Consider the following 14,784-nt stretch of genomic DNA (forward strand, 5'->3'; position numbering starts at 1 on the left):
CTCGAAAGGGATGGGATGTATTCTCATTGTAGGGCTGTACCCGGAAATAGCGAATCTATCGATATGGGGGAGTGTTCGTATGGGAATCGAGAAGGCGAAAGGAAGTCGCGGGGAGTTTGAAGGCGTTTATTCATTAATGCTTACCCCTTTTGATGAATCGGGGGAAATCGACTGGAAGACTTACGAGGCGTATATCGAATGGCAGCTTTCCCATAAGCCTAACGGACTGTTTGCCGTATGCGGCAGCAGCGAGATGGCGCATCTTTCCTTGCAGGAACGGATCGTGCTGGCGGAGCTGGCGGTCAAACGGGCCGGCCATACGCCTGTAGTGGCGACAGCCAATTTGGAGCAGGGCGTTGAGGAGAATAAGGAAGAGATTAAGCGGATCGCGGAAATGGGCGTTTCGGGCATTGTGCTCGTCCCTCCGGCCGGTATGGGGGAGGATCAGCGCAAGCTGGGTCAATATTTGGCGCAACTGGCCGAGGCATCCCCGGTACCGGTATTATTGTACGAATGCCCGATCTGGAAGCCGCACTTGATCGATGCGGATATTTACAGCGATTTGGTGAACCGGCACGGGGTCGTGGGCATTAAAGACACCACCTGCACCATGGAAGGGATCCTGGCCAAGATTAATGGGGCGCCAGACGGTATCGTGCTGCAGGCCAATACGCCATTGATGCTTGCTTCGCTGCAGCAGGGCGCGAGGGGAATCATGGCCATTACGACAACGGCTGTAGCCGACGTTGCGCTGAAGCTGTGGAAGCACGCATTGGATGAAGATCAAACGATCGCGAAGGAAGCGCACCGGCAGCTGATCTTCCTGGATTCGCTTCTCGGCATGGGATATACGGCGACGGCGAAATATTTAGTTTCCTTGCGCGGTGTTCCTATGAGTACGAGAACGCGGGGCGGAAGCGCTATACAGCCGACATCGGCCAAAGCCATAGAAGCGTGGTTCGAAGCCTTCTGCGGTTCCTGATTCACTGCTTCGATACGTGGATTCGCCGCAGGGATAATTCGGTAGACGAGCAGCTCGTCCAGCATTTGCCGGAGGGCAGTAAGCTGTTAGCTAGCGAATAGATGAACGAACCCGCTGTAGCTCGTTACGAGCCGCAGCGGGTTCGTTCTGCCTTGATACGTTCCGGGATCCGGCGTGTTGGACTCCATAATAGGATGATAAACTATGCCGTCTCACGCTTTCCGCAGACCGCTCCAAGACAGCTGGCGGATTTCCGAGGCTGTCCGCCCTGTCGACTGTTTGATTAGCCTTGCGAGATGATGGGATGTCTTGAAGCCGCAGCGATGCGCGATTTCGGTGACGTTAAGACCCGTATTCGTCAGCAGTTCTATAGACCTTTCTACGCGGTATTGCCACAAGTAATGGATGGGAGTCGTCTGTTCGAACTGCTTGAACAACCGGACCAAGTGTTCCGAGGACAGGCATGCATGATCGGCGATCTCCTTGAGTGTCACGTCTTCGGCATAATGTTCGTGCATCCAAGCGAGAGCGGCATAGATGGCGGGATGCTTCTCTTTCTGGAGAAAAGCTTTGGTCGATTCTGTCGGATACAGATGAAGGGCGGTGAGCCCTAGGCTGCGAAGAACGGGATCGGCCGGCATCGCTTGCCGCTGAAGATGAAGCATGAGATCCGTCAGCCGGTTCATTTCCTCAGTAAGCGGCAAATATGGCGGCAGCGCATACAGACTCTCCATTACGCTGCTGGCTAGCGCCGGAGCATGCACGGCTATCCAGCGGTGCCAGGTTTCTTCCGTTCTGGAGAAGATGAACGATTCTTCGTGCCCCGGCTTAAGAAGCACGACGTGACCGGGCTGGACGCGAAGCTCCTGCCCGTCAATTGTGACGATCATTTCGCCCGTGTAGAGCATGACGAGCTGAACGTCCTGTTGAATGCGAGGTCCGAACCTCCCGCCGGGCGGATATACGATGGAACCGGCAGCAGCGGACGCCACGGTTTCGAATGGAATGGTTACTTGATTCAGCAGCATAAACCCACCTCCGGTAAAAATGCGTCAATTATCAATTGTAGATACATTTCGGCAAATTGCAGCCATTGTTCTGCCTTGCGGCGAGGCCGTATGCTGTGAGTATAGCAAAGCGAAAAATGTTTTAGCAAAGGAGATATTCATGAATACGACATTTACACCTCCCCTTACGCCGCTTTCTGCCGAGCAGATCGATTTTTTTAATGAGCAAGGCTACATCCTGATTAAGAAAGGGATGTCGGATGATCTAATAGATGCCTTTAACGGACACATCTATGATCTCCGCAACCAGACTCCGCTGCCCGAATGGGCGAAGTGCGATGATGACAAGAGGTATTCGGTCCGCTTGTTCAATCCGCATCAGCAAGACAGTTTCTCCAGACAGATGATGAAGCATGTCCTCATACGGGGCGCGCTCGCTCAACTGATGGGAAGAGAGGCCGTATGCGTGCAAAGCATGTATTTCTATAAAGAGCCGGGCTCGCCGGGGCAAGCGGCGCATCAGGACTATTATTACATCAAGGACGACCCGATGACGATGATTGCGGCATGGGTTGCGATGGAGGAATCGGTCGACGAAGAGAATGGCTGTCTATGGGTTATGCCCGGAACTCATAAGCTGGGGCTTCTGCCGCATGGCGCCGTTCGAAATCTCGAGGAGCATGAGAAATGGACGCATGAAACCGAAGGGGTCGATGAGCTCAAAGAAATTCCGGTTATTATGGAGAAAGGGGATATTCTGCTCTTCAGCGAGCTCCTTATTCATTCCTCCACCAAAAACCGGAGCAAGGACCGCTGGCGCCGTTCGTACGTGTGCCACTATATCCGAGAAGATTCGAGCGTGCTGCATCGGGAAGATCTGCGCGTGAAATATCCATTGTATTAAGCTATGAGAACGGCTTCATAGACGCGGCAAAGGTTCCGGCTCGATGGCTGGAACCTTTGCTGTTATTTGCCCCATATTCCCTCCAATTCAACAGGCCGGCGGATAGCTGGACTACGGGTGGAGCTTAACGCGGTCAGGACTTCCGATATTCACGAGGCGTAGCTTTCGTATGTTTCTTGAACATCTTTCCAAAGTGGGAAAAGTTATTGTAGCCAACGGCTGACGATACGTCGGTCACGCTCAGGACCGATTGCTTGAGCAGCTGCTCGGCTGCTTTGATTCTTGTAATGTTCATGTATTCAAAAATGGTGAGACCGGTCGCCTGCTTAAAGGTGCGGCTCAAATAATAAGGGCTGACGTGAAATTTTCCGGCTAATGAATTCAACGTAAGCGGCTCGGCGTAGTTTTCATTGATGAAGCGGACAATGTCGGTTATTTTGCGGTAAAGAGGCGTGTCGAGCGGCGACACGTTGCTGCGTGCCGAATAACGTGCGGCCGATAACAAAAGATCGATGACCCCCAGACGAATAGCCAGCTCATAGCCGGTCTCCTTCGTCCGCATTTCATGCATGAGCTTCTCCATCAGCGCTTCTACCTGCATTCGCTCTTTAACCTGCAGCCGATACACCGGATTGTCCCGCATATAGGGTCGCAGCAGCAAATCCGCTTCCGCATGATACGAATTCCGCAAGAACGATTCCGTGAAATAGATGACGATTCTTTCATGGGCCGATTCGCCCTCATCAGAAGTCTGATGCAGCACTTGTGGATTAATGAAGACGAGATCGCCTTCTTGAATACTGTAGGAGCGGTCTTCAATAAAGTAACGCCGCTGACCGGATACCAAATAATAGATTTCATAAAAGTTATGGTAGTGGCCGGTCTGCATCTTGAAGGGGCCAGTTCGTTTGATGTATTCCATCGAAACAAGCGATCCGGGGGTTTCGAATATCAATGGATCGGACATCCTTCTGCACTCCTTATCGGATATAATATATCGCAAATTATGCGGGGTTTAGAACATTAAGTCAATTATTGCGGCGAATTTGTTCAGAATTTGCGATAAGCTGAACACAAACTCTTTGTATTGAAATTGCCGACACGTGCCCGACAAGCAGTTAGATATAGGAAGGTGATGGGGGATGTTGTGAAGGGCAGCACGATCGGTTCGATTAACTAGGGAGGGTGAACCATGCAAAACATACCGCAAAATGCCGAAGAGATTAACCGCCTCATGTACCATTATGACAACGTCCATCAGCCGGTGCCATCGATGGATGCCATTACGGAGGCGCATGTCAAGCAATATCGGGAGCAAGGGTTTGTTGCCGTCGGGCAAGTGTTGAACAAGGAACAAGTCGACGGTTCCGTCGCTGCGATAATGGAAACGATCTTCGATCGGGAGACGAAGGTGAACGTACAATTCACCAAGCCGCAAGACGACCTGAAGACCGATGAGGAGCGGGAATTGGCCGTCCGCAAAGTTTTTGATTTCGTTGACTTTCATGAAGAGCTGCATGCAATCGCTTACCATCCCGATATCATATCCTTCGTCGAAAGATTGCTGGGGGAAGAGGCGAAGCTTGCGCAAAATCAGGCCTTATTAAAGCCTCCTTACGGTGGCGCCGAGAAGCCGTGGCATCAAGATATGGCTTACGGCAACGTAGCCTATGACAAAGCGGTCGTCGGCGTCTGGATCGCATTGGACGAAGCGGCGCTTGATAACGGCTGCATGCACGTTATTCCGCGCTCTCATATGGACGGCGGCGTCCCGCATTACTCCGTTCGCGATTGGCAGATCTGCGATACGAATGTGCCGGTAGAGAAAGATACGGCTATTCCGCTTCAACCTGGGGGAGCCTTGTTTTTCCACGGTTTGCTTTATCACGGGACGCCTAACAATTTCTCAGACCAGCGCCGGCGCTCGCTGCAGTTTCATTATGTACCCAAGTCGGCTCAGAAGCTGACGCACGCCGAATACAAACGGATGTTTACGAATGAAATGACTTCAGCGGAATGCTGAACGGGAGGGAAGAGCGAATGCAACAGAATCGAACGATCCATACGGATCGATATTACACGTCGACCGAGCAGCTCATGCGCGTATACGATACCAATTCCCGCAGAATGGGATTGGCAGACGAACCTGCCATTGATGAATACAAGGAATGGAGAAGTAACCTTGTTGCCAAACTGCGGGAAATTACCGGCCTGAATCAAATGGAACGATGCCCGCTCGAGCCTGAGCTTATCGAATCGACGCAGATGGACGGGTACCGGAGAGAGAAGTGGACGATCGAGACGGAGCAGGGCGTAAGAATGCCTTTCTATATCCTCATCCCGCAAGACGGGAATGACGGGGGCGGTAAATTGCGCTGCATGATTACCCCTCACGGTCATGCCAGCGGAGGGAAATATTCACCTGCTGCCCGAACCGATATCCCTTCAATCGCCGATGCGGTAACCAATTATAATTACGGTTACGGTGAAAGGTTTGTCAAGCAAGGCTACATTGTATTCTGCCCCGATGCGAGAGGCTTCGGTGAACGGAGAGAGTGGATGCTGCAAGGAGACGAGGAGCATGCTTTCTTGAATAGCACCTGCGTGGCTTTAAATCATGTCGCGATCAGTCTTGGCCGTTCTCTCACGGGAATGTGGGTATGGGACCTCATGCGATTGATCGATTATATCCAGTCACGCGACGATTGCGATGCGTCAAGGATTGGCTGTGCCGGATTGTCTGGCGGAGGGCTTCAGACGCTGTGGCTGGCTGCGATGGACGAAAGAGTGCGCTGTGCGGTTGTGAGCGGATATTTCTATGGATACAAAGATTCTCTACTGAAGCTGTCGCAAAATTGCGGCTGTAATTATGTGCCCCATCTGTGGAATTATGCCGATATGGGAGACATCGGCGCCTTGATCGCTCCAAGAGCGCTTCTAATCGAAACCGGGACCCGTGACGGCTTGAACGGGGAGCGCGGGATGGTCAATGTGACGGAACAAGTGGCAGTCACTCAGCGGGCTTACGCATTGTGGGGACAGGAGGATCGCCTGCATCATCATATATTTGAAGGAGCCCATCTGTGGGATGGCCAGGAAACGGATGCATTTGTAAACAAAGCGTTGGGCTAAAGCGGCTGGAATGGTTCATACGCGCAGCCGGGAGCATTCGACGGACTGCAAGTGAAATGAAACCTTATGAAAGAAGGTGCTTCAATGAGAGTTCAAATGGACAATTTAGGGATTCCCCCTCTTGCCGGCATTTGCAGCTATGAAGAAGCTTGCAAGACGGGCTACGCTGTCGAATTTAACGTAACGCTATTGAAGCGGTTCAATTATATCAAATCGAGGCTGAATGCGATCTTTGCCGCCCATCTTGCCCGGACGCCGGAATGGGAGGTCAAATGTGCGTTCAGTCTGCATTTGTGGTTGGATGCGGAGCATGCGGCCTTGCTGCGTAAGCGGGTGTCCGAAATGCGCGAGCCGCCCCTCCAATTGGATCAGACGCCCGATCCGAAGCTGGAGCAGCTGATGGATGAAGTGATCCGCTCGGAGAATACGCTGGAGCTGCTGACGGGAATTTACGGGGTCATCAAGCCGGAGATGATTCGTTCGATCCGCAAGCACCTGGAAGAGACGAATCCGTTAACCGATTATCCGACCTGCAGGGTTCTCAAGACGATTCTGCGGGAAGAAGAGGAGATGCAGGCATGGGGCGAACAAGCGTTGGCCGCTTTGATGCTGCAGGAAGACGACGTCACCCGCTCCCGGAAGTGGGAAGAGCATCTGCGAGCGTTCATGCATGAGGCCGGCGGAATCTTCGGCGATTTGAAAGCGCTGCCGGAGAAGCGCCACTCATCGCCGCGTTCGGATGGCGGTGAATACGAAATGGACGTTATGCCGAAGCGGGATCCGCGATTCATCGACATGTTTAACCGATCGGCAGAAATCGATGCCTATTACAAAGACGAGGCGAGGGAATATGACGAGCGGACCTACGCCTTATTATATAAGCGGCTGCGGGAGATGGACGTGCCGGAATGGATGGGGCCAATCCTGTACCGGACCAAGAACAAGCCTTGGGACTATTACGCCGATTTATCCCGGCAGCTGTGGGATGAAGCGCGCCATGCGATGATGGGCGAGGTCGGCTTGTATGCGCACGGGGTGCCGTTCTATAAGTACCCGATCGATATCAGCTCTTCCGTTTCCCTGAATACCCGGTTCGAGCCGATTGAAGCGCACTTGGTGCTGTGGGCCATTGAGCAGGGACTGATGAACAAGAAGACCGGTAAGCATTGGGAATGGGTAATCGCCCAAAAGTCGGATCATGAGCTGGCAACGTTATTTCAGGATTACGATTGGGCGGATGAAGTGCTCCATGCGCAGATCGGCCGCAAGTGGCTCCTGCTCGACTACGGCAGTCTGGAGAAGATGCACGCGCAAACAAAGCCGCTGTGGGAAAAATGGGGGGACGGGTCGGGCGGCAATGCTCCTCTGTCCAATCACGATAAGTGGTGGGACGACTTCATATCGGAAATTCGAGAGCGGCGGGAAGCCGTCAGAAGCGGAGGATGATTAAGATGACAAGTTTGCTAGCAGGCATCTGCCAAATTCGCAGCAATATCAAAACGAAACGCGTTTCCAGCTATGACAGAAGCGGAGGGAACGCGGACTGGATTGAGATCAAAGCGGGAGAAACGGCTGAGCTGGCCTTGATTCCACGGGCCGGTATCATTAAGCATATTTGGATTACGCTCATGACTCCGGATCCGATGATCAGGCGCAATGCCGTCATCCGGATGTATTGGGATCAGGAACAGGCGCCGAGCGTAGAAGCTCCCTTGGGGGATTTCTTCGGTCAAGGGTGGGGAGAAGAATACAACTTCGTCTCGCTTCCCTTGGCGGCCGCACCCAGTGCCGGGAAGGCGCTGAACTGCTATTTTCCGATGCCGTTCGGCGACGGGGCGAGAATTACGCTGGAGAACCAGTCGGAGCATGCCATCGAGAGATTTTATTACTATGTCGATTACGAGGAGCATCTCACCATGCCGGAAACGATGGGCCGTTTTCACGCTTGGTGGAACAAGGAATTGACGGAGTCGCATCCCGAGGAAGGGGAGACGGAATGGGGAATCGTCGGTCCTCAAGGCTCCAACCGTTCCGATGCGAACAATTATTTGCTTGCCGATATCGCAGGCAAGGGACATTTTGTCGGCGTGAATTATTATGTCGATAATCCGGGACCGATGTGGTATGGCGAAGGCGACGACATGTGGATCGTTGACGGCGAGCCGTGGCCGGGATCCCTGCACGGAACGGGAACGGAGGATTTCTTCAATAGCTCATGGTGTCCGAATGAGATCTATTTGCATCCTTATTTCGGCTATGCCCGAATTCCGCAGCATAAATTAGGCTGGATGGGGAGAACGCATTGTTGCCGGTTTATGATGGAGGATCCCGTCTACTTTGACAAGTCGCTTCGCGCCAGCATCGAACATGGTCATGACAACGCGCTCACGCTGGATATTTGCACCGTTTCGTATTGGTATCAGATGGAGCCTCACAAAGTATTCCCTCCATTGCCGGCCAAGGAATCCCGGGGCAATATGCCTGAAATCAATCATACGGATGTCCATCGCTGGCGTCATGAGTGGAGGAAGGCGCTGGGCTCCGGGAAGACACTGTGGGGGCACGAGCGGGAATAAGAGGGAGAGAAGGGCTGTCCTATTCTAGCGTCGGATGACTTTAGGACAGCCCTCTGTATATACGTCCTTAGGCCCGGATGATGAATTAGAGCGGGTAAGATTTCAAGTCCGGCAGCTGTTCCCTTGTAATCACGAGCGGATGCGAATAGAATTTTTTCAGCTTATCGAGCTTCGTATGCGATTCCGAATAGGTCGTTTTGTCGTCTTCTTGGACGTATACGAATCCGCCGCACCACGTACAGAACCAGGACCAGAGCACATCGTCCTTCAATAATAAATCGGGGTCGGGAATAGGACCATTCTCCGAGAGGGCAATGATCTTGCTCTCGTTGGTGTATGAAAGCGCTTGCTCAAAACGCTCATGCAAGGAGGTATGCTGTCCCGGTTTGTCGTAGACATCTTCTCCGATAATATCGACATATTCATCGCCGGGATACCAGTCTTTGGCCTGGCCGTTCCAAACCCAGATTAAGTTGTGCAGCCCATGATGATGTGTCAGCCGTTCATACATAAGTCGCCACAGCATTATGCATGGCCCAGGACCTTTGGCCCCCCACCAGAACCAAGCGCCGGATGCTTCGTGCAGCGGTCGCCATAATACGGGAATGTCATGATCCTGCAGTTTCTTCAGCTGTACCGCAATGGCGTCGATATCCCTGATAATCAAGGCGTAATCTTCCGATGTCCGGTCGTTCATGGCCTTGGCGATGTCGAACGTAGTGGCACGGGTATAGAACCCGCTGTACCACATGGCATCCGGCGGCTCGTTCGGCAGATCCTTGGGCGCATTCCAATGCCAGCTGAACGTAACGATTCCGCCTTCCTGCCACCAAGCGATTGCAGCTTCGGTCTCGTCGGAAGAGGTGCCGAATTCGACTCGCGAAGGGGAATAGTCCATGAAATCGAATCCGCATACGGCCGGGTATTTCCCGGTTTCTTGATGAACGATCTTGATTTCCGCCGGGTTCAAGCCGGGTGCCTGCTGGCCGGACAGGATTCGTTCGCCGTACATATCGCATAGATATTTCATCAGCCTTCTTGCGTTGACCGATGCCTGCGGATTGATTAACGCGGGCTTCACTTCATAATGAGCATTGCGCTTACGTTGAATTTTCATTTGAATGCCTCCTTTACGGTTTGAGAACCATGTTATCACAAATTTAGTTATATATTAATAACAAAGTTAATATATTACTTTTGAACCATTTATTGATTTAGGTTCTTTTGTGGGTGCGAGACAGTGGTCTGTTATTGTATAAATCTCAATTACAACCTAAATTTTAGGGGAAATTCTGCGAATTTCCTTGATTTCATGCGATTTAACCCGAAAAAAAAGCGATTCTTGCTAAAATGACGCTAATTAACATAACAAAATGATATTGACATTATTAGCTTCTTGTTATTAAATGGATTTGTGATTTCGTATATTTTACCATGTTAAGGTTTATTTGTTAGCCACTATGAAGGGGGAGTTGAATCACCGGGTAATGTTTTTACGCTAACTGTTAGTTGTGCGTGATCATGTTGTGTGGTTCAAGAGTTTCAAGAGCGATGTATCGTTATGAAAAGAAATCCATCTAAATCAAAGTGGAGGTGTCATCGCATGAAAAAAATGAAAGTGCTTACATTGATGGTGCTTTATTTGGCGCTGGCCGTGGTCATTGCGGCATGCGGTACGGAGACAACAGGATCGAATCAACCGCCGGAACCGGAAAACACGAGCAAGCCCGCTAACAATCCATCAACCGAAGAGACAGGCGAAGACGAGCCGGTGCAGACACAAGATTTGGGAGGCAGAACGATCAAGATCGCAGCATGGTGGGACGAAACGCCGCAGCCTGTTGACGATACGGGCAAAGCGTTGATTGAGAACCAGAAAGCCATTGAGCAGAAATACAATGTGAAATTCGAGTATGTCAACGTTCCGTTCGGCGATTACTTTCAGCAGTTTACGACGACAACGATGGCCGGGCAGCCCTTCGCCGATATCGTGAGATTGCAGTATGATTGGCAGCTTACGTCAATACCAAAAGGCCAGATCATGAAATTGAGCGATTACATGGATATCGCCGAATATCCTCATCTGGAGAAAGGCTATCCGATCCTCGGTGAAGATTACAGCTTCGGAGTAAAATGGGGAATCAGTGACGGCGGCATTGTCTACAATCGGGAGATCTTCAAAAGACTCGGATTAACGGACCCGCAGGATCTGGTGGACCAAGGAAAATGGAATTGGGAGGAGTTCAGCAAGCTGGCCAAGCAGGCGACGCAGGATTCGAACAATGACGGCAAACCGGACACATGGGGCTGGTCGGGCTGGAATATGGAAACGGCCCAATTCCTCATCGTATCCAACGGCGGTACGGTTGCCGACGATGACGCAGGCAAAGAAATGCTTACGGATTCCAAGACGATTGAAGCGCTCGACTTCCTGAACAAAATGTACAATGTCGATAAAGTGGTCAAGGTCGCGAAAGGCGATGTGGACAACTGGGAAGAGCGAGTGACCTTCGGTGATGGCGATGTTGCGATGACCTACAGCTGGACTTGGATTAACGGCGATTATAAGAAGAAGAACATCGATTACGGATTTGTGCCGTTCCCGATGGGGCCGCAAGGAACGGATTACAGCGCGCCGGTATCCGGAGGCCATGCCTGGGTTATTCCTACAGGCGTTAAGGATCCGGACGTGGTTGCGAAAATTTATGCCGAACTCCGGAACATACCAAGCAAGGAGGACTACATCGGTCAAGACCTCCTGGAGCAGTACTACAGCACCGAGAAGGATATCGAAATGATCTTGAGCATGTCCGGCAAGGAGAAATTCATGAATTACGGCGCTTATCCCGATTATCCATTCGGCAAGATGGTAAGCGATGTTGTGAAAAATCAGGTCCCTGCGGCAACGGCTGCAGAGAAAGTGAAGCAGGAGGCTCAAGCAGCGATCGATAAGGTCCTAAAGGCTAATAGCAAATGACAAGCCGTTAGCAGCTCATCAGCTCTTGAGTGAAAACTTGCATGATGCCATTCGGGGAAATCTCCATTGTTCGCCGTTATTCGTGAAAGTGGAGATTTCCTTCTTCTGCCTGACAGCCATTCGTCTCTAGCCATGAAGAGGGGGCTATAAAGTTGAACGGTATACCCAACAACAACAAGAAATTTAAATCGATCATGCTTTTGCTCATTTGTACCGGCGTGCTGTTCTCATCCATATCGGCAGTTAAATCAACGGCCAACCCGCAGCAATCCGGCGCGAATGAGAAGCGGGAAGCATCGGCAAGGCTGCAGGATACGAATAAAAGTTACAAGAAAGGCAGCTACGATGAGTATATATCCGTTCATTCGTCATCGCCGCGACCGGATGAACCGATTATGATACCGGCCGACTCGTTTACCCATAGCGAGGGCATGAACCCCGAGATCTTGAAAGATTATGAGGGATTCGCCGGCAATGCGGTGAAAACGGATGAACAAGGTACGATCAGTTGGGATATTGAAGTGCCACGCGAAGGATTATTTAACATCGGAATCACTTATTTCCCCATAGAAGGGAAAAGCGCGTCGATCGAACGCGGGGTTGAAATCGACGGAAAAACGCCGTTCATTGAATCGGCGAATCTGAAGTTCTCGCGGGTATGGGGCAATGCCCAATCGTCCATGGCAAGGGATACGCTGGGCAATGATTTGCGACCGGAGCAGGCGGAGAAGCCGGATTGGCAGGAAGCCATGTTCCAGGACGGCGAAGGCTATTATGAGGAACCGTTCGCCTATTACTTTACGAAAGGCAAACACCGGATAACGTTAAAATCAGAGCGCGAGCCTCTCGTGATCGGAGAGCTCAAGCTTTTTCAGAATAATCAGCCTCCCGCTTATGCGGATATGAAAGCGCTCTATGGCGAGAGAGGCTATGAGGCATTTACGGATAAACCCATTGTCGTTCAGGGTGAAGAGGCCGCCTATAAATCTTCGCCTACCTTATACCCCATAGCGGACCGCTCCACGCCGGCGGTCGAGCCGTACAGCGCATCCAAAATCCGGATCAACACGATCGGCGGCAACAATTGGCGAATACCGGGGCAATGGATAGTCTGGAATATTACCGTGCCGAAGAGCGGTTTATATAAGATCGGCATTAGAGCGAAGCAGAATTTGCTGCGGGGCATGTATTCCTCGAGAAAGCTGACGATAGACGGACAGGTGCCGTTCAAGGAGATGGAGCGCATCCCTTTCTATTATAAGAGCGGATGGCAAATGACCGAGCTCGGAGACGGGGAGCCTTATCTGTTCTATCTGGAGGAAGGCACGCACCAGCTGAAGCTGGAGGTCGTGCTCGGGGATCTGGCGCCTCTCATCCGTCAGGTCGAAACCGATATTCTGCAGCTTAACCGGATGTACCGGAAAATATTGATGATTACGGGGTCCACTCCCGATTCGTTCCGCGATTATCAGATCGAACAGAAGATTCCGGATATGGTCGATACGTTCAAGAAAGAGAGAGACAGCTTGAATGAAGTAGCCGGGCGGCTTGAGGAAATAACCGGCCAGCGGAGCGAACAGGTCGCCGTGCTGCGAACGATGGCGGATCAGCTCCAGGAAATGGCGGACGATCCCGAAACCGTTCCAAAGCGGCTTGCAAGCTACACGGCTAACGTCGGCGCGCTCGGTACCTGGGTATTGAAGGCAAGGGAGCAACCGCTGCAGATCGATTCCATAACCATTGCGGCGCCAACGGCCAAATTGCCGAGATCGGAAGGGGCTTCTCCGGCGAAGGTATGGCATGAGCTGCGTTCGTTCATGAACTCCTTCTTCATTGATTACAATGAAATCGGCAGCATATCCGATACGGTAACGGACAAGACCATTAACGTATGGGTAGGAAGCGGACGCGACCAGGCACAGGTCATCAAGTCGATGATTGATACCAGCTTTACGCCCGCAACCGGAATCGGCGTGAATGTGAAGCTGGTTCCGTTAAATTTGCTCCTGCCGGCGACATTGGCCAATCAAGGTCCGGATGTAACGCTTCAGGTCGGGAGCGATGTTCCGGTCAACTATGCGATGCGCAATGCGGTGGAAGATTTGACCCGGTTTCCCGATTATCCGAAGGTGGCCGAGCGGTTCAGAGACAGCGCGATCGTTCCTTACCGCTACGGGGAGGGCGTATATGCGCTGCCGGAGACGCAGACGTTTAATGTCTTATTCTATCGGAAGGATATACTAGAGCAGCTGAATCTGGCAATTCCGGATACATGGGAAGACGTCTATGATATGCTGCCGGTGCTCGATAAGAATCATATGGATTTCGGATTGCCGCAGATGGTGCAGCTGCAAGCCGGGCAAAACCCGGATCCGAATCCGACGATGGCCATGCTGTTATATCAGCTTGGCGGATCGTTCTATAAGAATGAAGGCAAGGCCAGCGATATCGATTCCGAAATCGGCGTGAAGGCATTCAAGGAATGGACGGAATTTTATACCGATTACGGTCTTCCGACGGCCTATGATTTCGCCAACCGTTTCCGTACGGGCGAGATGCCGATCGGGATTGCGGATTATACGACCTACAACCAATTGACGGTGTTTGCTCCGGAAATTAGAGGTCTTTGGAATTTTGCGCCCGTTCCGGGACGGAAGCAAGAGGGCGGGGACATACGCAGAGAAGTGTCGGGCAGCGGATCCGGTATCGTCATGATGAAGCAGGCAATTGATAAAGAGAGCTCCTGGGAGTTTATGAAATGGTGGACGGACGAAGCGACGCAGACCCGGTTCGGACGGGAGATGGAAGGGTTAATGGGCGCAGCGGCCCGCTATCCGACGGCCAATATCGAAGCGCTGGAGAAGCTGCCATGGCCTGCTCAGGACTTCCGGAACCTGACCGAGCAATTCCAATGGGTCCGGGGAATACCTCAGGTTCCCGGCGGATACTTTACCGGACGGCATCTGGATAATGCTTTCTGGAAGGTCATAAACGGCGGAGGCGGCGGCCGGACATGGGGCGGTCTTTGGGTGACGATCGACGATCACGCCGGCCCGCGCGAGGCGCTTGAGGATTACGTGCAGTATATCAATGACGAAATCAGACAGAAGCGCAGAGAATTTAAATTGCCCGAATAATCCTGGTTCTCTATCAGCAAAGGGGGAATTGCGTTGCCGACGAATGCCGCAGAAACGGCGGAAGTACCG

Annotated in this window: 11 protein-coding genes; 8 read left to right on the plus strand and 3 right to left on the minus strand. The window is 51.9% G+C overall.

The genetic code is table 11. From position 1 onward, the window contains the following. Positions 1-79: 79 nt before the first annotated feature. On the plus strand, positions 80-982 hold the full coding sequence (locus tag L1F29_RS09235; protein ID WP_258388030.1) for a dihydrodipicolinate synthase family protein: 903 nt from the start codon (positions 80-82) through the stop codon (positions 980-982). 212 nt (positions 983-1,194) lie between these two features. Here the strand turns inward: L1F29_RS09235 and L1F29_RS09240 are convergent, their stop codons facing one another. Then, a complete protein-coding gene (locus tag L1F29_RS09240) occupies positions 1,195-2,010 on the minus strand; it encodes an AraC family transcriptional regulator (RefSeq protein ID WP_258388031.1) in 816 nt (271 codons plus the stop codon). 139 nt (positions 2,011-2,149) lie between these two features. On the opposite strand from L1F29_RS09240, the gene L1F29_RS09245 reads away from it, so the two are divergent. Beyond that, positions 2,150-2,893, plus strand: a complete 744-nt coding sequence (locus tag L1F29_RS09245) for a phytanoyl-CoA dioxygenase family protein (protein WP_258388032.1) — start codon at positions 2,150-2,152, stop codon at positions 2,891-2,893. Positions 2,894-3,026: 133 nt separating this feature from the next. On the opposite strand, the gene L1F29_RS09250 is transcribed toward L1F29_RS09245, so the two are convergent. Then, positions 3,027-3,860: an AraC family transcriptional regulator gene (locus L1F29_RS09250; protein WP_258388033.1), complete on the minus strand. Its 834-nt coding sequence runs from the start codon at positions 3,858-3,860 to the stop codon at positions 3,027-3,029. Between the two features lie 225 nt (positions 3,861-4,085). Between L1F29_RS09250 and L1F29_RS09255 the strand changes: the two genes are divergently transcribed. The 4 genes from L1F29_RS09255 (at position 4,086) to L1F29_RS09270 (ending at position 8,601) form a co-directional block, all read left to right on the plus strand. After that, a complete protein-coding gene (locus tag L1F29_RS09255; protein WP_258388034.1) occupies positions 4,086-4,916 on the plus strand; it encodes a phytanoyl-CoA dioxygenase family protein in 831 nt (276 codons plus the stop codon). Positions 4,917-4,933: 17 nt separating this feature from the next. Beyond that, on the plus strand, positions 4,934-6,025 hold the full coding sequence (locus L1F29_RS09260) for an alpha/beta hydrolase family protein (protein ID WP_258388035.1): 1,092 nt from the start codon (positions 4,934-4,936) through the stop codon (positions 6,023-6,025). An 84-nt stretch (positions 6,026-6,109) separates the two neighbouring features. Then, complete coding sequence (locus L1F29_RS09265) at positions 6,110-7,471, plus strand: hypothetical protein (protein ID WP_258388036.1); 1,362 nt, start codon at positions 6,110-6,112, stop codon at positions 7,469-7,471. Between the two features lie 5 nt (positions 7,472-7,476). Next, positions 7,477-8,601 (plus strand): glycoside hydrolase family 172 protein, encoded by a 1,125-nt coding sequence (locus L1F29_RS09270; protein WP_258388037.1) that lies wholly within the window; start codon positions 7,477-7,479, stop codon positions 8,599-8,601. A gap of 85 nt (positions 8,602-8,686) precedes the next feature. Here L1F29_RS09270 and L1F29_RS09275 read toward each other — a convergent pair whose 3' ends face one another. After that, positions 8,687-9,718, minus strand: coding sequence for a glycosyl hydrolase (locus L1F29_RS09275; protein ID WP_258388038.1), 1,032 nt, complete (start codon positions 9,716-9,718; stop codon positions 8,687-8,689). 486 nt (positions 9,719-10,204) lie between these two features. Here L1F29_RS09275 and L1F29_RS09280 point away from each other — a divergent pair, with 486 nt between their 5' ends. After that, entirely contained in the window at positions 10,205-11,578 is a 1,374-nt protein-coding gene (locus L1F29_RS09280) for an ABC transporter substrate-binding protein (protein ID WP_258388039.1), read from the plus strand. Positions 11,579-11,730: 152 nt separating this feature from the next. Then, positions 11,731-14,715 carry an extracellular solute-binding protein gene (locus L1F29_RS09285; RefSeq protein WP_258388040.1) on the plus strand — a complete coding sequence of 995 codons (2,985 nt, stop codon included), beginning with the start codon at positions 11,731-11,733 and terminating at the stop codon, positions 14,713-14,715. The last annotated feature ends 69 nt before the right edge of the window (positions 14,716-14,784 follow it).

The organism is Paenibacillus spongiae (assembly GCF_024734895.1).
Taxonomy (GTDB): domain Bacteria; phylum Bacillota; class Bacilli; order Paenibacillales; family Paenibacillaceae; genus Paenibacillus_Z; species Paenibacillus_Z spongiae.